The organism is Mycobacterium mantenii, from assembly GCF_001667865.1.
GTDB classification, from domain to species: domain Bacteria; phylum Actinomycetota; class Actinomycetes; order Mycobacteriales; family Mycobacteriaceae; genus Mycobacterium; species Mycobacterium mantenii_A.
This window is the reverse complement of record NZ_LZJP01000013.1, coordinates 204,492-227,282: the sequence shown is the minus strand read 5'-3', so window position 1 is coordinate 227,282 and position 22,791 is coordinate 204,492. Positions and strand designations below refer to the sequence as shown.

At 67.9% G+C, this 22,791-nt stretch carries 18 protein-coding genes and 1 pseudogene; 10 read left to right on the top strand and 9 right to left on the bottom strand.

Annotation, left to right across the window (positions count from 1 at the left end; genetic code table 11):
• Positions 1 to 69: 69 nt before the first annotated feature.
• Positions 70 to 1,431, bottom strand: a complete 1,362-nt coding sequence (locus tag A5688_RS03030; protein WP_067913985.1) for a PPE family protein — start codon at positions 1,429 to 1,431, stop codon at positions 70 to 72.
• Between the two features lie 704 nt (positions 1,432 to 2,135).
• Between A5688_RS03030 and A5688_RS03020 the strand changes: the two genes are divergently transcribed.
• The 10 genes and pseudogenes from A5688_RS03020 (at position 2,136) to A5688_RS02985 (ending at position 12,981) form a co-directional block, all read left to right on the top strand.
• The gene (locus A5688_RS03020; protein ID WP_067834116.1) at positions 2,136 to 2,909 is read left to right on the top strand and encodes a response regulator transcription factor; all 774 of its coding nucleotides are present in this window, start codon (positions 2,136 to 2,138) and stop codon (positions 2,907 to 2,909) included.
• The gene (locus A5688_RS03015; protein ID WP_067913982.1) at positions 2,906 to 4,441 is read left to right on the top strand and encodes a sensor histidine kinase; all 1,536 of its coding nucleotides are present in this window, start codon (positions 2,906 to 2,908) and stop codon (positions 4,439 to 4,441) included. The genes A5688_RS03020 and A5688_RS03015 overlap by 4 nt, the downstream gene beginning before the upstream one ends.
• Before the next feature lie 267 nt (positions 4,442 to 4,708).
• The gene (locus A5688_RS27215; protein ID WP_067128756.1) at positions 4,709 to 4,792 is read left to right on the top strand and encodes a potassium ABC transporter ATPase; all 84 of its coding nucleotides are present in this window, start codon (positions 4,709 to 4,711) and stop codon (positions 4,790 to 4,792) included.
• A complete protein-coding gene (locus tag A5688_RS27210; protein WP_120312138.1) occupies positions 4,789 to 4,878 on the top strand; it encodes a potassium-transporting ATPase subunit F in 90 nt (29 codons plus the stop codon). Before A5688_RS27215 ends, A5688_RS27210 begins: the two co-directional genes overlap by 4 nt.
• Positions 4,878 to 6,548: a potassium-transporting ATPase subunit KdpA gene (gene kdpA, locus A5688_RS03005; RefSeq protein ID WP_067913979.1), complete on the top strand. Its 1,671-nt coding sequence runs from the start codon at positions 4,878 to 4,880 to the stop codon at positions 6,546 to 6,548. Before A5688_RS27210 ends, kdpA begins: the two co-directional genes overlap by 1 nt.
• Positions 6,548 to 8,713: a potassium-transporting ATPase subunit KdpB gene (gene kdpB / locus A5688_RS03000; RefSeq protein WP_067834124.1), complete on the top strand. Its 2,166-nt coding sequence runs from the start codon at positions 6,548 to 6,550 to the stop codon at positions 8,711 to 8,713. The genes kdpA and kdpB overlap by 1 nt, the downstream gene beginning before the upstream one ends.
• 1 nt (position 8,714) lies before the next feature.
• Positions 8,715 to 9,638 (top strand): potassium-transporting ATPase subunit C, encoded by a 924-nt coding sequence (locus A5688_RS02995; RefSeq protein ID WP_067913976.1) that lies wholly within the window; start codon positions 8,715 to 8,717, stop codon positions 9,636 to 9,638.
• 12 nt (positions 9,639 to 9,650) lie between these two features.
• Entirely contained in the window at positions 9,651 to 12,227 is a 2,577-nt protein-coding gene (locus tag A5688_RS02990; protein ID WP_067834128.1) for a sensor histidine kinase, read from the top strand.
• A 15-nt stretch (positions 12,228 to 12,242) separates the two neighbouring features.
• Positions 12,243 to 12,353, top strand: a pseudogene (locus A5688_RS28490) (ferredoxin); the annotation flags it as partial.
• Positions 12,301 to 12,981 carry a response regulator gene (locus A5688_RS02985; RefSeq protein WP_067834130.1) on the top strand — a complete coding sequence of 227 codons (681 nt, stop codon included), beginning with the start codon at positions 12,301 to 12,303 and terminating at the stop codon, positions 12,979 to 12,981. The pseudogene A5688_RS28490 and the gene A5688_RS02985, both read left to right, overlap by 53 nt.
• A 149-nt stretch (positions 12,982 to 13,130) precedes the next feature.
• Here A5688_RS02985 and A5688_RS02980 read toward each other — a convergent pair whose 3' ends face one another.
• The 8 genes from A5688_RS02980 to mfd all read right to left on the bottom strand — a co-directional run bounded on the left by A5688_RS02980 (position 13,131) and on the right by mfd (position 22,779).
• Positions 13,131 to 13,418, bottom strand: coding sequence for a hypothetical protein (locus A5688_RS02980; protein ID WP_067834268.1), 288 nt, complete (start codon positions 13,416 to 13,418; stop codon positions 13,131 to 13,133).
• Positions 13,419 to 13,519: 101 nt separating this feature from the next.
• Positions 13,520 to 14,479 carry a Ppx/GppA phosphatase family protein gene (locus A5688_RS02975; RefSeq protein WP_067834132.1) on the bottom strand — a complete coding sequence of 320 codons (960 nt, stop codon included), beginning with the start codon at positions 14,477 to 14,479 and terminating at the stop codon, positions 13,520 to 13,522.
• Positions 14,473 to 14,961, bottom strand: coding sequence for a DUF501 domain-containing protein (locus tag A5688_RS02970; RefSeq protein ID WP_067834134.1), 489 nt, complete (start codon positions 14,959 to 14,961; stop codon positions 14,473 to 14,475). Before A5688_RS02970 ends, A5688_RS02975 begins: the two co-directional genes overlap by 7 nt.
• On the bottom strand, positions 14,954 to 15,655 hold the full coding sequence (locus tag A5688_RS02965; protein ID WP_067912403.1) for an FtsB family cell division protein: 702 nt from the start codon (positions 15,653 to 15,655) through the stop codon (positions 14,954 to 14,956). The genes A5688_RS02970 and A5688_RS02965 overlap by 8 nt, the downstream gene beginning before the upstream one ends.
• Before the next feature lie 20 nt (positions 15,656 to 15,675).
• Positions 15,676 to 16,965 (bottom strand): phosphopyruvate hydratase, encoded by a 1,290-nt coding sequence (gene eno, locus A5688_RS02960; protein ID WP_067834136.1) that lies wholly within the window; start codon positions 16,963 to 16,965, stop codon positions 15,676 to 15,678.
• Positions 16,966 to 17,022: 57 nt separating this feature from the next.
• Positions 17,023 to 17,751, bottom strand: a complete 729-nt coding sequence (locus A5688_RS02955) for a lytic transglycosylase domain-containing protein (RefSeq protein ID WP_120312145.1) — start codon at positions 17,749 to 17,751, stop codon at positions 17,023 to 17,025.
• Positions 17,752 to 18,070: 319 nt separating this feature from the next.
• Complete coding sequence (locus A5688_RS02950; protein ID WP_067912400.1) at positions 18,071 to 19,120, bottom strand: nucleoside triphosphate pyrophosphohydrolase; 1,050 nt, start codon at positions 19,118 to 19,120, stop codon at positions 18,071 to 18,073.
• The gene (mfd, locus tag A5688_RS02945; protein WP_165607445.1) at positions 19,117 to 22,779 is read right to left on the bottom strand and encodes a transcription-repair coupling factor; all 3,663 of its coding nucleotides are present in this window, start codon (positions 22,777 to 22,779) and stop codon (positions 19,117 to 19,119) included. Before mfd ends, A5688_RS02950 begins: the two co-directional genes overlap by 4 nt.
• Positions 22,780 to 22,791: the final 12 nt, after the last annotated feature.

The following is a 22,791-nucleotide window of genomic DNA, read 5'->3' as shown; positions in this document are numbered from 1 at the left end:
GATACCGGGGCCGCACACCGATCGGTGTGCGGCCCCGTTTTTCGATAGACGAATGTTCTCAGGCGCCCGCTAACCGGCCACCGGTGAACGCGGAAACAGCGACGGGCGCAAGCCGATTCGGTGAACCCCACCGTCGGCCTCGCGGCCGACCATCGCGCCCAGCGGCAGCTTTGACATACCCGTCGCGGCCGCCGGCGACGGCACCGCGCCCACCGAACCCGGCACCGGGGCATCGAAGGCCGGCAGCGGCGTCACCGACGACACCGTCTCCGCCCACGTCGGCGGCACCGACAGCGTTCCCAGCGAAGACGCTTGGCCCACACTCGCCGACGTGGCTGTGCCGAGGCCGCCGACCGGCCCCAGGTTTCCCAGCGCACCCATGTCACCCAGGTTTCCCAAGCCCGGGGCCGCGCCGCCCTCGGCGCCGATGATCGAACCCGCGCCCTGCATGTCGAGTCCCAGGCCGTACACGTCCATGCCGACTCCGGCACCGTCGCCGCCCAACCCGGCACCGTCGGCGCCCAGGCCGGCGACATCGGAACCCAGGCCAACCACATCGGACGCCAGTCCGGCCGCGTCGGCGGACCCGGAAGTGCCGAGGGCAGAGCTGACGCCCTGGGCGGCGCCCAGCCCGGTGCTCGCGCCCTTGGTGGCACCTTTGGTCGTGCCGGACAGGTTCGACAGCGCACCCAGTGGCGTGGAGGCTCCCGACGATCCCAGCGACGCCCCGGTGCCCACCGCCGCCGACGACAGACCGGTGCCGGTCGACGACGAGCCCGGAGTCGACAGGCTTTGCAGCGTTTGCGGCACCGATGACATCGCCTGCGACGAGGCCGTCTGGGCGTGGCCGCCCGCCTGGGCCGCGGTCGCCTGCGCGACGGCGCCGGCCTGACCCGTCGCGCCACCGGGGTTCGTCGTCTGCGGTGGCGGCGTGAACGCGCTGAAGGTCGAGGCGGTGGCCGAGGCGGCGGCGTAGCCGTACATGGCGGCGGCATCCTGTGCCCACATCTCGCCGTATTGAGCCTCGGTGGCCATGATCGCGGGCGTGTTCTGCCCGACGAAGTTCGTCGCGATCAACGCCATGAGCTGAGCACGGTTGGCCGCGATCACCGGCGGCGGCACCGTCATCGCGTACGCGGTTTCGTAGGCGGCCGTGGCGGCCGCGGCCTGGGCGCCCGCCTGCTCGCATTGCTCGGCGATGGCCCGCAGCCACACCACATACGGCGCGACCGCGGCCGCCATCGACATCGATGTCGGGCCCACCCACTCGTTTGTCAGGGTCGTGATCACCGATTCGTAGCCGCCAGCGGCGGCGCTCAGCTCGGCGGCCAGGGCATCCCAGGCCGCCGCGGCGGCCAGTAGCGAGCCGGGCCCCGGCCCCAGGTACATCCGACCGGAATTGACCTCCGGGGGCAACGCGCCGAAATCCATGGCTTGCCTGCCTCTACCGGAGTTTGCTGGCGCGGCGGGATAGGGCGGCCGGCGGCGGCCGGCGCGGCCCCGGCGAACGGCTGGCGTCCGGAAGGTCGTGCGGCCCCGCATCGTGGGCTGTGTAATCGGAACCGGACGGTCCGGGCCAAAAAATCGCGGCACCGGCCGACGTCCGTTCGGCGGCCGCGAACACCGGCATCCCGCGGAGATCACGATTCGCGGCGTGCGCAGGGCCTGCCGTCGTAAGCTCCGGGATGTCGCCGCGCATCCGGTCAGACGTTGCGGTCAGCCCTTCGGGCCTTGCGCCCACGGGCTGTAATACGAAAATCATGTCAATCAACCACTATTCGTAACAATACGTAACTTGGAAGTAATGGAAATTGGGACCTCGTCGTCCCCCGCCGCCGTGCGTACGTATGGAGCACCGATGGCGTTCGCCGCAATGAAGCGTCTGCGAATTCAACGAATTCTGTTCTTGCGCCGCAGATTTGGAGAACCTAGTCTCTGAATGACTAACGGCTTTCCAACCAACGACACTGCATACCAGTATTTTTCATATTTCGACTCGCCTCAAATCGACCCGCCCGGCACATATGAAACTCATATTTGAATCGCATCGGATGTGATCTGGCGAACACGCCTACATTTGAGAATTCTATGAACTCTGTGACAATCCGGTATGTGGTTTGCCAGAATGTAGGAACATGACCGCGATGTCGGGATACTCAGGCGCGCAGCGCCCACGCCAAGCCATCCTGGGACAGCTGCCCAGGATCTACCGTGCCGACGGATCACCCATCAGGGTTTTGCTGGTCGACGACGAGCCGGCGCTGACCAATCTGGTGAAAATGGCGCTGCACTATGAGGGCTGGGTCGTCGACATCGCCCACAACGGGCGCGAGGCCATGGCCAAGTTCGAGCGGGCCAACCCCGACGTCCTGGTCCTCGACATCATGCTTCCCGACGTGGACGGGCTGCGAATCCTGGAACGGGTCCGCCAATCCGAGGCGTACACCCCCACGCTTTTCCTCACCGCGCGGGACTCGGTCATGGACCGGGTGACCGGTCTGACCGCGGGCGCCGACGACTACATGACCAAGCCGTTCAGCCTCGAGGAACTGGTCGCCCGGCTGCGCGGGTTGTTGCGCCGCTCCGGCCAGCAGCCCACGCCGACCAACGAAACCCTCAAAGTCGGCGACCTCAAGGTCGACAACGCCAGCCGCGAGGTCACCCGCGCCGGCGACCCGATATCGCTGTCCTCCACCGAATTCGAATTGCTGCGCTTCCTCATGCGCAATCCCCGTCGCGCGCTCAGCCGCACCGAGATCCTGGACCGTGTCTGGAACTACGACTTCGCCGGACGCACCAGCATCGTGGATCTCTACATCTCGTACCTGCGAAAGAAGATCGACTCCGGGCGGGAACCGATGATTCAAACCGTCCGCGGGGTGGGGTACATGCTGCGGCCGGCGGAATGACGCGAGACCGCGACGCCTCGGCGGCGACCTTTCCCCGGTGGTTTCCGCGCTCGCTGCGCCGCCAGCTGTTGTTGGGCGTGCTGGCCGTGGTCAGCGGCGTACTGGTGACGGTCGGAATCGTGTTGGTGCTGAGCCTGCGCGGCTACGTCAACGCCATGAGCGACGCCGATGTGGCCGAGTCCCTGGACGCGTTCAGCCACCAGTACACCAAATACCTCAACGGCGAACATGTCTCGCCCCGCCCCGGCACCCCGCCGATCGCTCAGGCAATGCTGGAGTTCACCGGGCAGACGCCGGGAAACCTGATCGCCGTGCTGCACAACGGCACCGTGATCGGGTCGGCGGTGTTCTCCGAAGACGAACCGAAACCCGCGCCGGCCGACGTCGTCCGCGACCTGCAGGCGCAATCGTGGCGGGACGGACCGCCGCGCACCGAAATACTCGGCCGGCTGGGGCCCTACCGCGTCGACAGCACCGTCAACGGATCCGACGTCCTCGTGGTCGGGGTGTCGCAGAATCTCGCCGACCGGATCATCGCCCGCAAACAGCTGACCACCATCGTGCTCACCGCGGCGGCGCTGGTGCTCACCGCCGGGCTCACCGTGTGGGTGGTCGGGTACACGCTTCGCCCGCTGCGGCGGCTGGCGGCCATCGCCGCCGACGTCGCCGCGATGCCGCTGACCGACGACGACCACCGGATCAGTGTCCGGGTACCGCCGCAGGACACCAACACGCAGAACGAGGTCGGGATCGTCGGGCACGCGTTGAACCGCTTGCTGGACAACGTCGATAGCGCGCTGGCGCATCGGGTCGAGTCCGATCTGCGGATGCGCCAGTTCATCACCGATGCCAGCCACGAGCTGCGCACACCGCTGGCGGCGATTCAGGGCTACGCCGAGCTCACCCGCCAGGACAGTTCGGCGCTGCCGCCGACCACCGAATACGCGCTGGCCCGCATCGAGTCCGAGGCCCGGCGGATGGCCTCGCTCGTCGACGAGTTGCTCCTGCTGTCCCGCCTGGGCGAGGGCCAGGACCTGCAGTCCGAGGACGTCGACCTGGCCGAGGTGGTCAGCAATGCGGTGAATGACGCGACGGTGGCCGCATCGACGCACCACTGGGTCAAAGACCTGCCCGACGGACCGGTATGGGTGCGCGGCGACCACGCCCGGCTGCATCAACTGGTCAGCAATCTGCTCAACAATGCCCGCGTGCACACCCCGCCGGGGGTCACCGTGACGACCGGAATCACCTGTCGCCGTGGCGGTCCCGAGGCGCCTTACGTGGAATTGACCGTCGCCGACGACGGTCCGGGCATCGACGCGGAGCTTCTCCCCATACTGTTCGAGCGGTTCGTTCGGGCGGACAAGTCGAGATCCAACGGCTCAGGCAACGGACTGGGTCTGGCCATCGTCAATTCGATCGTCAAGGCCCATCACGGATCGGTCACCGTCGAATCCACCGAGGGCAGCACGGTTTTCCGGGTGCGGCTGCCGCTGATCGGTACATCGACCGCCGACCGCCCGTCGCGTTAGCGCGCTGTATATCGTTGCAAAAACTGGTGATTCAGCACCGTGCGACATGGTTGCGCCACACCGACGCCAGGACGGCCGGTGGCCGCCGTCAGGGGGCGTTAAGAAAGCGTAAATGTGCACCGTGCGCCCGTTAGGAAACCGTCAACCAAAGGCCCTAGCGGCGTATGCCCCGTTAATTTCAGACTGACCTTGCCTCCGGGTGCTGCACCGTAGCGGACTCGATGAGGTCCTTTCGTATGCACGTCATTGGCGCGGAGCGGAGACAAGATGGGCGTGGTGGTGTACCTCGTGCTGACCGTGGCGGTATTCGCCGCACTCGGCCTGGCACAGAAGCTGGTCGAGCGGCTGTGAACTACCAGAACATTTTCGGCTTGGTGCTTTCCATCCTCATCGCGTTGTATCTCGGGGGTGCCCTGCTGTTCCCGGAGAAATTCTAGTGAGCACTACGACAGCCGGGATCGTCTTCCTCGTCGTTCTCGTGGCGGCGTTGGCGATTGTCCATGTTCCCCTGGGCGACTACATGTTTCGCGTGTACACGTCGGAAAAGCACGTTGGCGTCGAGCGGGCGATCTATCGGCTGATCGGCGTCGATGCCCGTGCGGAGCAGACGTGGGGCGCCTATGCCCGAAGCGTGCTGGCGTTCTCGTCGGTCAGCATCCTGTTCTTGTTCGTGTTCCAGCTCGTGCAGGGCAAGTTGCCGTTGCACCTGCATGATCCGGCGACCAAGGTGACGCCGTCGCTGGCGTGGAACACCGCGGTCAGCTTCGTCACCAACACGAACTGGCAGGCGTATTCGGGCGAAACCACCCAAGGCCATCTCGTGCAGATGGCCGGGCTGGCGGTGCAGAACTTCGTCTCGGCCGCCGTCGGCATGGCGGTCGCGGTCGCGCTGGTACGCGGGTTCGCCCGCAGGCGCACCGGCGAGCTGGGCAACTTCTGGGTCGACCTGGTGCGCGGAACGCTGCGCATCTTGCTGCCCATCGCGATCATCGGCGCGATCCTGCTCGTCGCGGGCGGGGCGATCCAGAACTTCCACCTGCACGACCAGATCGCCACCACCGTCAACGGCACCCGGCAGACCATCACCGGCGGCCCGGTGGCCAGCCAGGAGGCCATCAAGGAGCTCGGCACCAACGGCGGCGGCTTCTACAACGCCAACTCCGCGCATCCCTTCGAGAACCCGGCGGCCTGGACCAACTGGCTGGAGATCTTCCTGCTGCTGGTGATCAGCTTCTCGCTGCCACGCACCTTCGGACGCATGGTGGGCAACACCAAGCAGGGCTTCGCGATCGCGTCGATCATGGCGACGCTGTATGCGACGAGCGTGACGTTCATGTTGTGGTTCCAATTGCAGCATCACGGAACGGTCCCGACCTCGGTCGGCTCGGCGATGGAGGGGGTCGAGCAGCGATTCGGCATCGCGAACTCGGCGGTGTTCGCCGACTCGACGACGCTCACCTCGACCGGTGCCGTCGACTCCACCCACGACTCCCTCACCAGCCTCGGCGGCATGATCACGATGTTCAACATGCAGCTGGGCGAGGTCGCTCCCGGCGGCACCGGTTCCGGCCTGTACGGCATGCTGGTGCTGGCGGTGATCACCGTCTTCGTCGCCGGGCTGATGGTCGGGCGCACCCCGGAGTATCTCGGCAAGAAGATCAACCCGCGCGAGATCAAGCTTGCCGCAAGCTATTTCCTGGTCACACCGCTGATCGTGCTGACCGGCACCGCGATCGCGATGGCGCTGCCCGGCGAACGCGCCGCGATGCTCAACACCGGGCCGCACGGCCTGTCAGAAGTCTTGTACGCCTTCACTTCCGCCGCCAACAACAACGGGTCGGCCTTCGCCGGAATCAGCGTGAATACCGACTGGTACAACACCGCCCTCGGTCTGTCCATGGTGTTCGGCCGGTTCCTGCCGATCGTGCTCGTGCTGGCGTTGGCCGGGTCGCTGGCCAAGCAGGGCAGCACGCCGGATTCGGCGGGCACGTTGCCCACGCATCGGCCGCAGTTCGTCGGCATGGTCGCCGGCGTCACGTTGATTGTCGTTGCCCTCACCTTCCTGCCCATGCTCGCGCTCGGCCCTCTCGCTGAAGGAATCCACTGATGACCGCGACCGCGCTCGACCCGGCCGAGCAGACCCAGCCGGGCGCAACTCCCGCAAGCAGGAAACGAGTGCAGGGCGGTCTGCTCGACCCGAAGATGTTGGGCAAGTCGACACCGGCCGCGCTGCGCAAACTCAACCCGCGCACCCTGTGGCGCAACCCGGTGATGTTCATCGTCGAGATCGGGGCCGCGTGGGGTACCGCGTTGGCGATCATCGACCCGACCTGGTTCGCCTGGCTGACCGTGATCTGGCTGTGGCTGACGGTATTGTTCGCCAATCTCGCCGAAGCGGTGGCCGAAGGCCGGGGCAAGGCGCAGGCCGAGACGCTGCGCCGGGCCAAGACCCAAACCATGGCCCGGCGACTCAAGGACTGGGCACCCGGCTCCTCCGGGATTGAGGAGGCGGTCGCCGCGCCGCAGCTGCAGCAGGGCGACATCGTCGTGGTCGAGGCCGGCCAGGTGATCCCCGGCGATGGCGACGTCGTGGAAGGCATTGCGTCGGTGGATGAATCGGCGATCACGGGCGAATCGGCGCCGGTGATCCGTGAGTCCGGCGGCGACCGTTCGGCGGTCACCGGCGGCACCACCGTGCTCAGCGACCGCATCGTCGTGAAGATCACCCAAAAGCCGGGCGAAAGCTTCATCGACCGGATGATCGCGCTCGTCGAGGGCGCCAACCGGCAGAAAACGCCCAACGAGATCGCGCTGAACATCCTGCTGGCCGCGTTGACGATCATCTTCGTCTTCGCGGTCGCGACCCTGCAGCCGCTGGCCATCTACTCCAAGATCAACAATCCCGGTGTTCCGGATAGCCAGGCGCTCAACGCAAGTGGTGTCACCGGAATCGTGATGGTGTCATTGCTGGTATGCCTGATCCCGACGACGATCGGCGCGCTGCTGTCGGCCATCGGCATAGCCGGCATGGACCGGTTGGTGCAGCGCAATGTGCTCGCCATGTCCGGGCGCGCGGTTGAGGCCGCGGGCGACGTCAACACCCTGCTGCTGGACAAGACGGGCACCATCACGCTGGGCAACCGGCAGGCCGCCGACTTCATCCCCCTCGACGGCGTCTCCGCCGAAAAGCTGGCCGACGCCGCGCAGTTGTCCAGTCTCGCCGACGAAACACCCGAGGGCCGTTCGGTTGTCGTGTTCGCCAAACAGCACTTCGGGCTGCGCGCGCGGACACCGGGTGAGCTCTCCCAGGCCCACTGGGTGGAGTTCTCGGCCGCCACCCGGATGTCGGGGGTCGACCTGGACGGGCACCGGCTGCGCAAGGGCGCGGCCAGCTCGGTCGCGGAATGGGTACGCAGCCAAGGCGGCAACGTCCCGCAACAGCTCGGCCAGGTCGTCGACGGCATCTCCGCCGGCGGCGGCACACCGCTGGTCGTCGGGGAAAGCCTCGACGGCACGGCCGGGCAAAAAGCCAGCGTGCTTGGTGTCATCCATCTCAAGGACGTCGTCAAACAGGGCATGCGCGAGCGGTTCGACGAGATGCGGCGGATGGGCATCCGGACGGTGATGATCACTGGCGATAACCCGTTGACCGCCAAGGCAATTGCCGACGAAGCGGGCGTGGACGACTTTCTGGCAGAGGCCACGCCCGAGGACAAGCTCGAATTGATCAAGCGCGAGCAGGAGGGCGGCAAGCTGGTCGCGATGACCGGCGACGGCACCAACGACGCACCCGCCCTGGCTCAAGCCGACGTGGGTGTGGCGATGAACACCGGCACGTCGGCCGCCAAAGAGGCCGGCAACATGGTCGACCTGGACTCCGATCCCACCAAACTCATCGAGATCGTCGAGATCGGCAAGCAGCTGCTGATCACCCGCGGCGCGCTGACCACCTTCTCGATCGCCAACGACATCGCAAAGTACTTCGCGATCATTCCGGCGATGTTCGTGGCGCTGTTCCCGGGCCTGGATCTGATCAACGTGATGCGGCTGCACAGCCCGGAATCGGCGATCCTGTCCGCGGTCATCTTCAACGCGGTCGTCATCGTAGCGCTGATCCCGCTTTCGCTGCGCGGCGTGCGCTACACACCGAGCAGCGCGTCAAAACTATTGAGCCGCAACCTCTACGTCTACGGCCTCGGCGGCATCGTCGCCCCGTTCATCGGAATCAAGCTGATCGACCTGATCGTCCAATTCATCCCGGGGATTTCCTGACATGACGTTCTCAAATTTCGCTCGCCTGCATTGGGCGGCATTGCGCACGCTGCTGGTGCTGACCGTGATCACCGGTCTGGCCTATCCCCTGTTCATATGGCTGGTTGCGCAGTTCCCCGGATTGCGCGACCAGGCCGAAGGGTCGATTCTGACCGCCAACGGAAAGACGTTGGGCAGCAGTCTGATCGGGCAGTCATTCACCGACAAGGACGGCAACGCATTGCCGCAGTACTTCCAGAGCCGCCCCTCGGCGGCCGGCAACGGCTATGACCCGACCTCCTCGGGCGGCAGCAACCTCGGGCCGGAAAGCATCGTGGACATCCCCGCCGATCCGTCCCAACTGGCGGCCGGAAAGTCCGCGTCGGACGCGGGCTTCAAGCCGAGCCTGTTGACGACGGTGTGCTTACGTAGCGCCGCGGTGGGCAAGCTGGAGGGCGTCGACGGGTCCCGGCCGTTCTGCACGGGCGGCGGTGTGGGCGCGGTGCTATCGGTGATCGGACCCCGCGACACCCGCGGTAACGTCGTCCATCCCACCCGGGTGGTCAGCGTCAACGAGCCGTGCGGGTCGACCAGCACGCCGTTCCTCACCCTCTACGAGAACGTGCGCGTCGAATGCGCCAAATACGGCGAGGACTACACGATCGGGCAGATGGTGCCCGTCCGCGGCGCCGCACCGGCCGACCCGGCGGTGCCGGCCGACGCGGTGACCGCCGGCGGCAGCGGCCTGGACCCGAACATCTCGCCCGCCTATGCCGAACTCCAGGTGGCGCGGGTGGCCAAAGTGCGCCACGTCAGCCCCGAGCAGGTACGCGAGGTGGTCGCGCAGCACAAGAGCGGCCGCGGCCTCGGGTTTTTCGGTGAACCGTGCGTCAATGTGCTGCAACTAAATCTGCAACTCGACCACCGGTATCCGGTCACGAGCTAGCGCGGAAGGGGGATGATGGTTGACGTGAGCGACGTCGGCCTCCGCGACCACCATCCCAAGCGCGGGGAGCTACGCATCTACCTCGGTGCCGCTCCGGGCGTGGGCAAGACGTACTCGATGCTGGGCGAAGCACATCGGCGGCTGGAACGCGGGACCGATCTGGTGGCGGGCGTGGTGGAGACCCACGGTCGGGCGAAAACCCGTGAACTACTTGAGGGCATCGAGGTCATTCCGCCGCGCCAGATCGACTATCGCGGCGGCACCTTCCCCGAACTCGACGTGCCGGCCGTTCTGGCGCGCCGCCCCCAAGTCGTGCTGGTCGACGAACTCGCGCACACCAATACGCCGGGCAGCAAAAACCCCAAGCGGTGGCAAGACGTCGAGGAACTGCTCGACGCCGGGATCACCGTGATCTCCACCGTCAACGTGCAGCATCTGGAAAGCCTCAACGACGTCGTCGCGCAGATCACCGGCATCGAACAGAAGGAGACCGTACCGGACTCGATCGTGCGGCAGGCGTCCCAGGTCGAACTCATCGATATCACGCCAGAGGCGCTGCGCCGCAGGTTATCTCATGGCAATGTCTACGCTCCCGACCGCATCGATGCCGCGCTGTCCAACTACTTCCGCCGCGGAAATCTCACCGCGCTACGGGAATTGGCGCTGCTCTGGCTTGCCGACCAGGTCGACACCGCGCTGGCCAAATACCGTGCAGAGAACAAGATCACCGACATGTGGGAGGCCCGCGAGCGGGTCGTCGTGGCCGTCACCGGTGGTCCCGAGTCCGAGACCCTGGTGCGACGGGCATCCCGGATCGCATCGAAGTCGACCGCAGAACTCATGGTGGTGCATGTCATCCGCGGTGACGGGCTGGCCGGCCTCTCGGAGTCGCGGATGGCCAAGATCCGCGAATTGGCCAACAGCCTGGACGCGTCGATGCACACCGTGGTCGGTGACGAGGTGCCCACGGCCCTACTCGAGTTCGCCCGCGAGATGAACGCCACCCAGTTGGTGATCGGCACCTCGCGGCGGTCGCGCTGGGCGCGGCTCTTCGAGGAGGGGATCGGCCCGCGGATCGTCGAGCTGTCCGGAAAAATCGACGTGCACCTGGTCACCCACGAGGAATCCAAACGCGGCTTCCGTGCGTCCTCGCTCGCGCCCCGCGAGCGCCGGGTGGCGTCGTGGCTGGCGGCCCTCGTCGTGCCGTCGGTCATCTGCGCGATCACCGTGACGGCGCTGGACCCGTACCTCGATACCGGCGGCGAGAGCGCCTTGTTCTTCATCGGCGTGCTGTTGGTCGGGCTGCTGGGAGGTATTGCGCCCGCGGCACTTTCGGCGGTGCTGTCCGGGTTGCTGCTGAACTACTTCCTGATCGCCCCGCGGCACAGTTTCACCATCGCCGAACCCAACAGCGCCATCACCGAATTGGTGCTGCTGCTCATCGCGGTCGCGGTCGCGGTGCTGGTCGACTTCGCGGCCAAACGCACCCGGGAAGCCCGCCGGGCCTCGCAGGAGGCCGAGCTGCTGACCCTGTTCGCGGGTTCGGTGCTGCGCGGTGCCGATCTCGAGACGCTGCTCGAGCGGGTACGCGAGACCTACGCGCAGCGGGCGGTCACCATGCTGCGTGAGCCCGGCGAGGAGGCGCGCGCCGGCGGCAAGAAGAGCGACGTCGTCGCCTGCGTGGGCCGCGATCCCTGCGTCACTGTGGATTCCGCCGACACCGCGATCGAAGTCGGCGACGACGAGTTCTGGATGCTGCTGGCGGGCAGGAATCTTTCCGCGCGTGACCGGCGCGTACTCGGCGCGGTGGCCAGGCAGGCCGCGGGGTTGATCCGACAGCGCGAGCTCGCCGAGGAGGCCAGCCGCGCCGAGGCGATCGTGCGCGCCGACGAACTGCGGCGTTCCCTGCTGTCAGCGGTCAGCCACGACCTGCGCACCCCCCTGGCGGCTGCCAAGGTCGCGGTCTCCAGCCTGCGCGCCGAAGACGTCGCCTTCTCCCCCGCCGACACCGCGGAATTGCTGGCCACCATCGAGGAATCGATCGACCAGCTGACCGCGCTGGTCGGAAACCTGCTCGACTCATCGCGATTGGCCGCCGGGGTGATCCACCCGGATCTGCGCCGGGTGTATCTGGAGGAGGCCGTGCAGCGCGCTCTGGTCAGCATCGGCAAGGGTGCCACCGGTTTCTTCCGCTCCGCCATCGACCGGGTCAAGGTCGACGTGGCCGACGCCATGGTGATGGCCGACGCCGGACTGCTGGAACGGGTGCTGGCCAACCTGATCGACAACGCGCTGCGCTACGCGCCCAACTGCGTGGTGCGGGTCAACGCCGGGCAGGTGGGTGATCGCGTGCTGATCAACGTCATCGACGAGGGCCCCGGAATCCCGCACGGGGCCGAGGAGCAGATATTCGAGGCGTTTCAGCGGCTCGGCGATCACGACACCACCACCGGCGTCGGCCTGGGGATGTCGGTGGCGCGCGGCTTCGTCGAGGCGATGGGCGGGACAATTACGGCCACCGACACCCCGGGAGGCGGACTGACCGTGATCGTGGATATGGCTGCGCCGCAACCGATGGGCGCCCAATGACCCGCGCCGGCGACAATGCAGAGCGCAGCGATGCGGTGGGGGCACCTCCCGCTTGCGGGGGAGAGCGGCGCAAATGACCAGGGTTCTGGTGATCGACGACGAACCGCAGATCCTGCGCGCATTGCGCATCAACCTGACCGTGCGGGGCTATGAGGTGGTCACCGCGTCCAGCGGTGCCGGCGCGCTGCGGGCGGCCGCCGAACACAAACCCGACGTGGTCGTCCTCGACCTCGGCCTGCCCGACATCTCCGGCATCGACGTGCTGGCCGGCCTGCGGGGCTGGCTCACCGCGCCGGTGATCGTCTTGTCGGCCCGCACCGATTCGTCGGACAAGGTGGAGGCCCTGGACGCCGGCGCCGACGACTATGTGACCAAACCCTTTGGGATGGACGAGTTCCTGGCGCGACTGCGCGCGGCGGTGCGCCGCAACACCGCGGCCTCCGAACTCGAGCAGCCGGTGATCGAGACCGAATCGTTCACCGTCGACCTGGCCGCCAAGAAGGTCACCAAGAACGGCAGCGAAGTCCACCTCACCCCGACCGAGTGGGGGATGCTCGAGGTCCTGGTCCGCAATCGCGGCAAACTGGTCGGCCGCGAGGAGCTCCTCAAAGAGGTATGGGGCCCGGCCTATGCCACCGAAACGCATTACCTGCGTGTGTATCTCGCGCAGCTGCGCCGAAAACTCGAGGATGACCCGTCGCACCCCAAGCACCTGTTGACCGAGTCGGGCATGGGGTACCGCTTCGAGGCATGAGCCTCGCAATCCGAGGGCGCACCCATCTGCGACACCGCCGGCCGCGCCCCATCTGCAACACCGCCGGCCGCGCCCCATCTGCAACACCGGTGGCCGCGCCCCATCTGCAACATGCGCCCCTCCGGCCGGGGACCATGCTTTTGCCCGCCTCATAGCGACAATTTGGCCGCCTCCCGCAACGCCAGCACACGTTGGTGGATTCGATGCTCGGTGCCGCGCGGCATGTACCCCGGCCCGTAGCGGCCCCGCCCGAGCCGTCGCACCCTGCCGCGCTCGATCTCCCACCGCAGCGCATCGGAGATCGCCTTCGACGGTCTGCCGCGCACCCCAAAGCTGTGCCACTTCAACGCATCGATCAATTCGGCGATGGTCGCCGGCCCATGCACCGCCAGCTGCATCGCGAGCACGTAACGCAACTCAATTCCGCGTAGGGTCATCTCCGGACGGTCGCACACCGGTACGACACCGACCGCGTTGTCGCTCAAAGGCGGGCAAAAGGTGTGCACACTTCCGCAGAGACCAGTGTGGCGTATGTGACCTAGTCGGCGATGGACAACACGATGCCGTCCAGGATGTCGTGCTCACTGACCGTCAGCTCGTCGATGCCCGCACGGGCACGCAACTCGCGGGCCAACTCCTCGACCACGATCGCGCCCCCGCCGATCACGTCGGCCCGGCCCTCGTGCATCGGCGGCAGCGCCGCGCGCTCGGCCCGCGTCATGCCGATCAGCCGTTCGCACACCGACAACAGATCATCGCCGGGAACGCGCGAAAGATGAATGGCCGCAGAGTCATACGTCGTCAAGTCATGGGCCAGAGCGGACAGCGTCGTCATCGTCCCGGCCAGTCCGACCCAGGTCTTGGCCCCCTCGACGGGCACCACACCCAGTGCGACCTCCAGCCGTTCGCGCACCACCTGGCGCGCCGCCGCCACTTCCTCGGGCGTCGGCGGGTCGGAATGCAGGCAGCGTTCGGTCAGCCGCACGCAGCCGATGTCGGCCGAGTAGCTGGCCGTTACTCCCTCTTCGGCGTCACCGCCGCCGGTTACGATCTCGGTGGAGCCGCCGCCCAGGTCGACGACGACGAAAGGGCCTGCCGCGCTGTCCAACTCGCCGACTGCCCCACGGAACGAGAGCTCGGCCTCCTCGGCGCCGGTGATCACCTCCGCCATCGCGCCGGGCAGCACCGCACCCAACACGTCGGCCGTCATCGCAAAGAAGTCGTCACGGTTGGCGACGTCGCGGGCCGCCGATGTCGCCACCATCCGCACCCGCTGCGCACCATGCTCTTTGATCAAGGCCGCGTAATCGGTGAGTGCCGCGCGGGTACGAGCTATCGCGTCCGCGGCGAACTCTCCGGTGGCGTCCACGCCCTGACCCAGCCGCACGATCCGCGTCTCCCGATGCACATCGCGCAGTTTCCCACCGTCGAAGTCGGCGATCAGCAACCGAATTGAGTTGGTGCCGCAGTCGATTCCCGCGAGCCTGCCGTTCACCACTGGCCGGCCACCAATATCCCGGCCATCGCGGGCTCGCCGGCCAGGATCGCCAGCGCCTCGTCGCCGAACGGATTCACGCCGGGGCCCTTGGCCAGCGAGTGGGCGATCAGCACGTGCAGGCACTTGACCCGGTCGGGCATCCCGCCGCCGGAGAACGTGGTCCCCAGCGATTCGATGGCGTCCCGTTCGGCCAGATACGACTCGTGGGCGCGCCGATACGCGGCGGCCAATTCGGCGTCCCGGCCGAGCCGCTCGGTCATCTCACGCATCAACCCCGTGGTCTCCAGCCTGCTGGCGGCGGCCGTCAGCGCCGGATGGGTCAGATAGTACAGCGTCGGAAACGGCGTGCCGTCAGGCAGTTTCGGCGCGGTCTTCACCACGCCTGGTTCACCATTGGGACAACGGTAGGCGATTTCGAGTACCCCGCGCGGCTCGCGGCCCAGCTGGCGCGCCACCGCTTCCAGGTCGCCACGATCAGCCACCGGGACCCGGGGGATTCGGTGCGAGCGGTACCGGTTCGGCCGGAGGGGACGGGGGTTGGGGCGCAGGCGAATTGGCCGGCGGCAGGTGCGGTGCGTCGGCGATGGTATGCCACAGCGACGTGTACCACGGGTCACTGTTGGCCGGTTTCGCCGACGGGGATCCGGGCTGGGTGGGCTCGGCCGCCGACGGCGGAAGCTGAACCTGGAAGGGGATGTCACCGGGCTTGACGAAGCCGAGCCGCTCACGGGCCTGCGCCGCAATGTAGGCCGGGTCACCGAGTTTGGCCTTCCGCTGCTCCAGATCCGCGACCTGACGGCGCAGGGTCGCTTCGGTGGCGGCCAGCTGATTCATCTCGGTGCGTTGCGCAAAATAGGTGCGCACCGGTCCGGCGATGGTCAGCGTCAGCACGCAGATCACTGCGGCCAGCACGGCCGCCCGGCGCGCGGTGAAACCCAGCCGTTGCTCGGAGCGCTGCTCGATCGATTCGGCGGCCTGGCGCACGATGGGCTCGACGACATGCTCTTGCTGCGCCCGCGCGGTGTTGCGGCCGGCCTGGTTGGCGGTGGGCGACGTTCGCGACGACGGCTTGGAGGACGGCTTGGCCGTGCGGCGGCCCCGAGCCGAATCGCCGGCCTTCCCCGGGCGCGATGCCGGGGAGCGCCGTTTCGAGTCGGGCCGTTTCGCGTCAGCCATGTCAGCCGTTGAACGTCAAACTATTTCGCCTCCACGGCGTACCGCGGGAAGGCCAGGTCACCGGCGTAGCGGGCGGCGTCACCGAGCGCCTCCTCGATCCGCAGCAGCTGGTTGTACTTGGCGACGCGCTCGCTGCGGGCCGGCGCACCGGTCTTGATCTGACCGCTGCCGACGGCCACGGCCAGGTCGGCGATCGTGGTGTCCTCGGTCTCCCCGCTGCGGTGGCTCATCATCGTGCGATAGCCGCTGTGGTGGGCGAGCGCGACGGCGTCCAGCGTCTCGGTCAGCGTGCCGATCTGATTCACCTTGACCAGCAACGCGTTTGCCACGCCCTTTTCGATGCCCTCTTCCAGGCGTTCGGGATTGGTGACGAAGATGTCGTCGCCGACCAGTTGCACCCGGTCACCGATCGACGCGGTCAAAGTCACCCAGCCGTCCCAATCGTCTTCCGACAGCGGGTCTTCGATGGACACCAACGGGTACGAGCCGAGCAGCCCGGCATAGAATTCCGCCATCTGCTCCGCGGTGCGGGTGGCACCCTCGAACTTGTAACCGGTCCCGTCGGTGTAGAACTCGGTGGCCGCCGCGTCGAGAGCCAGCGCCACGTCGGCGCCGAGTTTGAAACCGACCGACTCGATGGCCCGGCTGATCAGATCCAGGGCCGCGGTGGTGCCCGCCACGTCGGGGGCGAATCCGCCCTCGTCGCCCAGGCCCGTGCTCAACCCCTCCTTCTTCAGCACCGACTTCAGCGCGTGATACACCTCGGCGCCCCAGCGCAACGCCTCGGCGAAACTGGGCGCACCGATCGGCGCCACCATGAACTCCTGGATGTCCACCGCGGTGTCGGCGTGCGCGCCGCCGTTGAGGATGTTCATCATCGGCACCGGCAGGATGTGCGCGTTCGGGCCGCCGAGGTAGCGGAACAGCGGCAGCTCGGCCGAATCGGCCGCGGCCTTGGCCACGGCCAGCGACACGCCCAGGATCGCGTTGCCGCCCAGCCTCGACTTGTCGGGGGTGCCGTCCAGATCCAGCAGCGCCTGGTCCACCAGCCGCTGATCGTCCGCGTTCAGGCCGATCACCGCCGGACCGATCTCGTCCAGCACGGCCTGCACCGCTTTCTGCACGCCCTTGCCGCCGTACCGCTCGCCGCCGTCGCGCAGTTCGACGGCCTCGTGCTCACCCGTCGACGCGCCGGACGGCACCGCCGCGCGGGCAAACGTCCCGTCGATCAGGGCTATTTCGACCTCGACTGTCGGGTTACCGCGGGAATCGAGGATCTCGCGGGCCCCGACCTGCTCGATAATCGGCACTGAGTTCTCCTTGCGTCGTCGCCGGTGCGTGCTTTCGCCGGTCAGCGATACATCCTCCTACAGCGGGTGGCCTTTCGCGTAAGCGGTCGCCCAATCGCGGACCGCCCGGGCGTACACACCGGAGTTGTTATAGGCCCGCAGCGCGGTGATCCAGCCCCGCGGCGTTGCGAGATCCTTTCCGCGCCAACACAGATACCCGGCCGCCGCGAGCGCGGCGTCGTCGATGTTGTCCGGGCTGACGCGGCCGTCGTTGTGGGCGTCGACACCATAGAGTCGCCACGTCTCCGGGATGAACTGCATCGGGCCCATGGCGCGTGTCACACCGTCTCCGTCGGTGACGCTTTCCTCGGCGTCGACGATGCGCAGGGTGCCGCCGCTGCCGTCGAGGCGGACACCCCGAATCGGGGGGCTCACATCGCCGTTGGGCGACAACCGCGCGCCGCGATAGGTGCCGTGGTGGCTCTCGACCTGCCCGATGCCCGCCAGGGTGGTCCACGCGATATGGCATTTCGGGTTCTCGACTTCGGCGACCCGCGCAGCATAGGCGTACGCCTCGAGCGCGATCACCGGGATCTCCAGCCCCGCCGAGCGTTGTTGGGCCCAGTCCCGCAACTGATCCGCCGGCCGGCCGCTGGCATGGGTGTCCACCGCCGGCACCGGATCGCCGGCCGGCGGCGGGACGCCGTCGGGAATGAACAGGCTGAGCTGCCACGTGCAACTGGAGGCCAGAACGATCGCGGTCGCGCCGATCACGGCAGCCGCGCGCATCCAACGCCTCGGCGACACCATGCGTTCCTGAGCTCCCCTAAACTCGCCTGCACCAACTTCCGCCACACCATCGTCCCATGTGTTCGGGCACTACCCGGTTGCCTCGGGCCGTGGCGCACCGGCGTATCGCCGGTTTCAGCTAATCCGTGGTTAGCTGCTGGTCGCTTTGGCTAGCGCGGCCAGACCAACGCCGGCCACGGGGATTCGCAACCTCATCGGCGATATTACCGAGCGGCCGACGACAAATTCGGCAAACATCGCGGTGATCGCTCTCATCCGGGGCCCAAAGCGGGAAATCTCCGCGCGGCGGTGCCCCCGTACGGGCGTTGCCGGCGCGTCAGGCGTCGTCGGTGACGGCGTCGGCGGCGGATTCCTCTTCCGCCGCGTCGGCAGCCGGGTCGGCCTCGCCGTCGGTATCCGACGCCGGATCCTGCGCCCGATCGTCGACCGCCGGTGCGCCGGCCGGCCAGTGCTCGCGCCATTCGTCTTCGGTGATCTCGCCGAGCGGGGCCACGTCGAACTCCACGGGGACGCCGGTGCCGCGGCGCGCGGCCGCGATCGCCCGCTCGGCCGCGTGGACCGTCCCGACAAATTCCAGAACGGCGGTACGCAACGCACTTTCGGCGTCGACATCGGCCGACACCGAGACCGAGGTGATCTCGTCGGGGATCAGGTCGGCGGGCACCCCGGCTTTACCGGCGCGCGCAATGACCTTCTGGGCCAGCGCCAATGCGGGCTGCCCCGTGTGCACGTCGTCCATCACCGATTTCCGCGGCTTCTCGGCCGCCTTCCGCTCATCCCACTGCGCCAACTGCTCTTCGAGCGAAATAGGTTGCCCGGCAAGGACTCCCGGCACCCGGTTGCCCAGTTTGCGCATCAGGGTGACGGCGACGTCGTCGATGGTGAAGGGGAGCTGCGCGGCGTCCTCGGCGATGCGGGCGTGAAAAAGGACCTGCAGCAGCACGTCGCCGAGCTCTTCGCGCAACTCCTCGGCGTTGCCGCGGCCGACCGCGTCCAGCAGTTCGTATGTCTCCTCCAGCAAGAACCTGCGCAGCGAGTCGTGGGTCTGCTCGCTTTCCCACGGCCCGGCGGTGCGCAGTTTGTCCATCATCGCCACGGCGTCGACCAGTCGTTCGCCGCGCGGCGTCTCGGGCGCCGAGATCAGCCGCGCCCCGGCCGCCAGCCGAGCGGTGACGGCGGGGTGGTCACGGTCCGAGGACAGCAGCACCGGGGCGTCATCACCGGAGTGCACCGGGCGCGCCGCGGACAGCGACCAGGGCACCGCGACGGGCATCTCTTCGGTGTATTGCACCTCGCCGGCCAGGTGCTCGATGGCTTCGATGGGCACCAGCGAGGGACGGCGCGGGTCGAACAAGACGACGATCATGCGCGTCGCTCCTCCCCCGTCGTCGCTGCAGGTGAACCCGTTATACCAATGTCCGCCTGCGGTCTGCCCTGCAGTGCCGTCACCAGGTTGGCCACCATCTGCACCAGCTCGACGTCGCGCAGGCGCGGCGCGCCCACCCCACCGGCCCGCGGGATGGGGACCTGCACCGTGGACGTCGTGGCCCGGTAGCTCGCGGCCGGGTACATCCGCTTGAGCCGCACCTGCGCCGAATCCGGCAGCGTCATCGGCGACAGCCGCACGGTCGACGCCGACGCCGCGGACACCTCGGTGATGCCGGCGGTGCGGCACAGCAGCCGCAGCCGTGCCACCGCCACCAGCCGCAGGGCCGGTTCGGGCAGCGCCCCGTACCGGTCGATGAGTTCCTCCACGACCGCGTCGATCTCACCGTCGGAGGCCGCGGCGGCCAGCCGCCGATAGCCCTCCAGGCGAAGCCGATCGCTGGCGATGTAGTCCGGCGGCAGGTGCGCGTCGACCGGCAGGTCGATCCGCACGTCCTTGGGCTCCTCGGCCGTCGTCACGGTCTGGCCGTCGGCGGCCGCCCGATAGGCCTCCACCGCCTCGCCCACCAACCGGACGTACAGGTCGAAACCGACCCCGGCGACGTGCCCGGACTGCTCGACACCCAACACGTTGCCGGCGCCGCGGATCTCGAGGTCCTTCATCGCGACGGCCATGCCCGCGCCCAGCTCGTTGTTCTGCGCGATGGTGGCCAGCCGGTCGTAGGCCGTCTCGGTCAGCGGCGCGTGCGGCGGATAGAGGAAGTAGGCGTAGCCGCGCTCACGGCTGCGGCCGACCCGGCCGCGCAGCTGGTGCAGCTGCGACAGGCCGAAGGTGTCGGCGCGCTCGACGATCAGGGTGTTGGCGTTGGAGATGTCCAGCCCGGTCTCCACGATCGTGGTGCACACCAGGATGTCGTATTCGCGGTTCCAGAACCCCTGCACCGTGCGTTCCAGCCGTTCCTCGGGCATCTGCCCGTGAGCGACGACGACCCGCGCCTCCGGCACCAGCTCGCGGATCCGGGCCGCGGTCCGGTCGATCGAGCTGACCCGGTTGTGCACGTAGAAGACCTGCCCGTCGCGCAGCAACTCGCGCCGCAGGGCCGCCGCGACCTGCTTGTCATCGTGCGGGCCGACGTAGGTCAGCACCGGATACCGCTCCTCGGGCGGCGTCAGGATCGTCGACATCTCCCGGATGCCGGCCAGGCTCATCTCCAGCGTCCGCGGAATGGGGGTGGCGCTCATGGTCAGCACGTCGACGTGGGTGCGCAGCGACTTGATGTGCTCCTTGTGCTCGACGCCGAACCGCTGCTCCTCGTCCACCACCACCAGGCCGAGGTCCTTCCAGCGCACCCCGGTCTGCAGCAGCCGGTGCGTGCCGATCACCACGTCCACCGATCCGTCGGCCAGGCCCTCGATCACGGCCTTGGACTCCGCCGGGTCGGTGAACCGGGACAGACCTTTGACCGTCACCGGGAACCCGGCCATCCGGTCGGTGAAGGTCTGCAGATGCTGGTCGGCCAGCAGCGTGGTGGGCACCAGCACGGCGACCTGCTTGCCGTCCTGGACCGCCTTGAACGCCGCCCGCACCGCGATCTCGGTCTTGCCGTAGCCCACGTCGCCGCAGATCACCCGGTCCATCGGGATCGCCTTTTCCATGTCCCCCTTGACCTCGGTGATCGCGGTGAGCTGGTCGACCGTCTCGGTGTAGCCGAACGCGTCCTCCATCTCGGCCTGCCAGGGGGTGTCCGGCCCGAACGCGTGCCCGGGGCTGGCCTGCCGCTTGGCGTACAGCGACACCAGCTCGCCCGCGATTTCGCGGACCGCGCGGCGCGCCTTGGTCTTGGTGTTGGTCCAGTCGCTGCCGCCCAGCTTGCTCAGCGCGGGCGCCTGCCCGCCGACGTAGCGCGACAGCTGGTCCAGCGAATCCATCGGCACGTACAGCTTGTCGGTGTTTTTGGCCGCACCACCACGGTTCTTGCTGGAGGCGTACTCGAGCACCAGGTACTCGCGGCGCGCGCCCCCGACGGTGCGCTCGACCATCTCCACGAACCGGCCGATGCCGTGCTGATCGTGCACCACCAGATCCCCGGCGGTGAGCGCCAACGGATCGACGGTGTTGCGCCGCTTGGCCGCCAGGCGCTTGCCCTCGACCGCCGTCACCCGGCTGCCGGTCAGATCGGTCTCGGTGATCACCACCAACGTGGCGCCGGGAATGATGACGCCGTCGTGCAGCGGCCCCTTGAGCACGCCGACCACGCCGGCCTTGGGTGCCGCGCCCGATTCGAGCATGGCGGCGGGGGTGTCGCATTCGGCCAGTCGTTCCACCACGCGGTGCGCCGTGCCGGTGCCGGGCGCGACGACGACGGCGTAGCCGCCGGTGCTGACGTGCGCGCGCAGCATCGCGAAGATGCCGTCGATGTCGTGCTGATGCCCGCGAGCCGACGGCGCCGCCCGGATATCGAGCTCCATGGCCGACTCGTCGGAAAGCTGGCTCAGCGTCCACCACGGATGCCCGGCGCGGGCCGCGGCGGCCCGCACGTCGTCGAGTTCGGCGAACCCCGACCCGCCGAACTGCGCCACATCGACCGGGGCGTCGGTACCCAGCGCGGCGACCGACCACGACGCCTCGAGGAATTCGCTGCCGGTCTTGATCAGATCGGCGGCCCGGGTGCGGACCTTCTCCGGGTCGCAGAGCAAGACCGGTGTGCGCGACGCCAATTGATCGGTCAGCAGCACATGTTCGCCGGGCCGCAACACCGGCAGCAGCGCCTCCATGCCGTCGACCGCGATGCCCTCGCCGATCTTGGCCAGCATGTCGGTGACGCTGCCGGTGATGGCGGGCTCGGTGGTGCGGTGCCGGGCGGCCAGCTCGGCGGCGCGCTCGCGCACGTCATCGGTCAGCAGCAGTTCACGGCAGGCCACCGCGATCAGGGTGTCGACCTCGATCTCCGGGATCGAGCGCTGATCGGCGACCGAGAACATCCGCATCTCGCTGACCTCGTCGCCCCAGAACTCGATGCGCACCGGGTGCTCGGCGGTCGGCGGGAAGACGTCGAGAATACCGCCGCGCACGGCGAATTCGCCGCGCCGGCCCACCATGTCGACCCGGGTGTAGGCCAGCTCGGCGAGCCGGCTGATCACGCCCTCGAATTCGATTTCCGCGCCCACACTCAACGTGACCGGCTCCACCAGCCCCAGCCGCGGCGTCATCGGCTGCAGCAGCGAGCGCACTGCGGTCACCACCACCTGAAGCGGTGGTCCCAACCGTGCGTCGTCGGGATGGGCCAGTCTGCGCAGCACCGTCAACCGGGCGCCGACGGTGTCGACGCCGGGCGAAAGTCGCTCGTGCGGCAGCGTTTCCCAGGATGGAAAGACCGCGACGGCATCGCCGAAGACGCCGCGCAGTTCAGCGGTCAGGTCGTCGGCTTCGCGCCCGGTCGCGGTGACTACCAGTAGAGGCCCCAACCGCGCCAGCGCACTGGCGACGAACAGTCGTGCGCTGGCTGGACCCACCAGGTGTAATTCGGCCGGCGACGCGGCCGCGCTGTCGATCAGCTGCTGGAAGGTCGGCGCGGTGAGCGCCAATTCAACGAGCCCCGCGATCGGGGTTTCTGGGCGAGCAGCCCCCGGTGCGGTCATGATGAATTCCAT

What these genes read in the sequence shown, in the direction of transcription:
- A5688_RS03030 (WP_067913985.1), bottom strand. Translation starts at nt 1,431, where the DNA reads ATGGATTTCGGCGCGTTGCCCCCGGAGGTCAATTCCGGTCGGATGTAC.
- A5688_RS03020 (WP_067834116.1), top strand. Translation starts at nt 2,136, where the DNA reads ATGACCGCGATGTCGGGATACTCAGGCGCGCAGCGCCCACGCCAAGCC.
- A5688_RS03015 (WP_067913982.1), top strand. Translation starts at nt 2,906, where the DNA reads ATGACGCGAGACCGCGACGCCTCGGCGGCGACCTTTCCCCGGTGGTTT.
- A5688_RS27215 (WP_067128756.1), top strand. Translation starts at nt 4,709, where the DNA reads ATGGGCGTGGTGGTGTACCTCGTGCTGACCGTGGCGGTATTCGCCGCA.
- kdpB (WP_067834124.1), top strand. Translation starts at nt 6,548, where the DNA reads ATGACCGCGACCGCGCTCGACCCGGCCGAGCAGACCCAGCCGGGCGCA.
- A5688_RS02995 (WP_067913976.1), top strand. Translation starts at nt 8,715, where the DNA reads ATGACGTTCTCAAATTTCGCTCGCCTGCATTGGGCGGCATTGCGCACG.
- A5688_RS02990 (WP_067834128.1), top strand. Translation starts at nt 9,651, where the DNA reads ATGATGGTTGACGTGAGCGACGTCGGCCTCCGCGACCACCATCCCAAG.
- A5688_RS02985 (WP_067834130.1), top strand. Translation starts at nt 12,301, where the DNA reads ATGACCAGGGTTCTGGTGATCGACGACGAACCGCAGATCCTGCGCGCA.
- A5688_RS02980 (WP_067834268.1), bottom strand. Translation starts at nt 13,418, where the DNA reads ATGACCCTACGCGGAATTGAGTTGCGTTACGTGCTCGCGATGCAGCTG.
- A5688_RS02965 (WP_067912403.1), bottom strand. Translation starts at nt 15,655, where the DNA reads ATGGCTGACGCGAAACGGCCCGACTCGAAACGGCGCTCCCCGGCATCG.
- A5688_RS02950 (WP_067912400.1), bottom strand. Translation starts at nt 19,120, where the DNA reads ATGATCGTCGTCTTGTTCGACCCGCGCCGTCCCTCGCTGGTGCCCATC.
- mfd (WP_165607445.1), bottom strand. Translation starts at nt 22,779, where the DNA reads ATGACCGCACCGGGGGCTGCTCGCCCAGAAACCCCGATCGCGGGGCTC.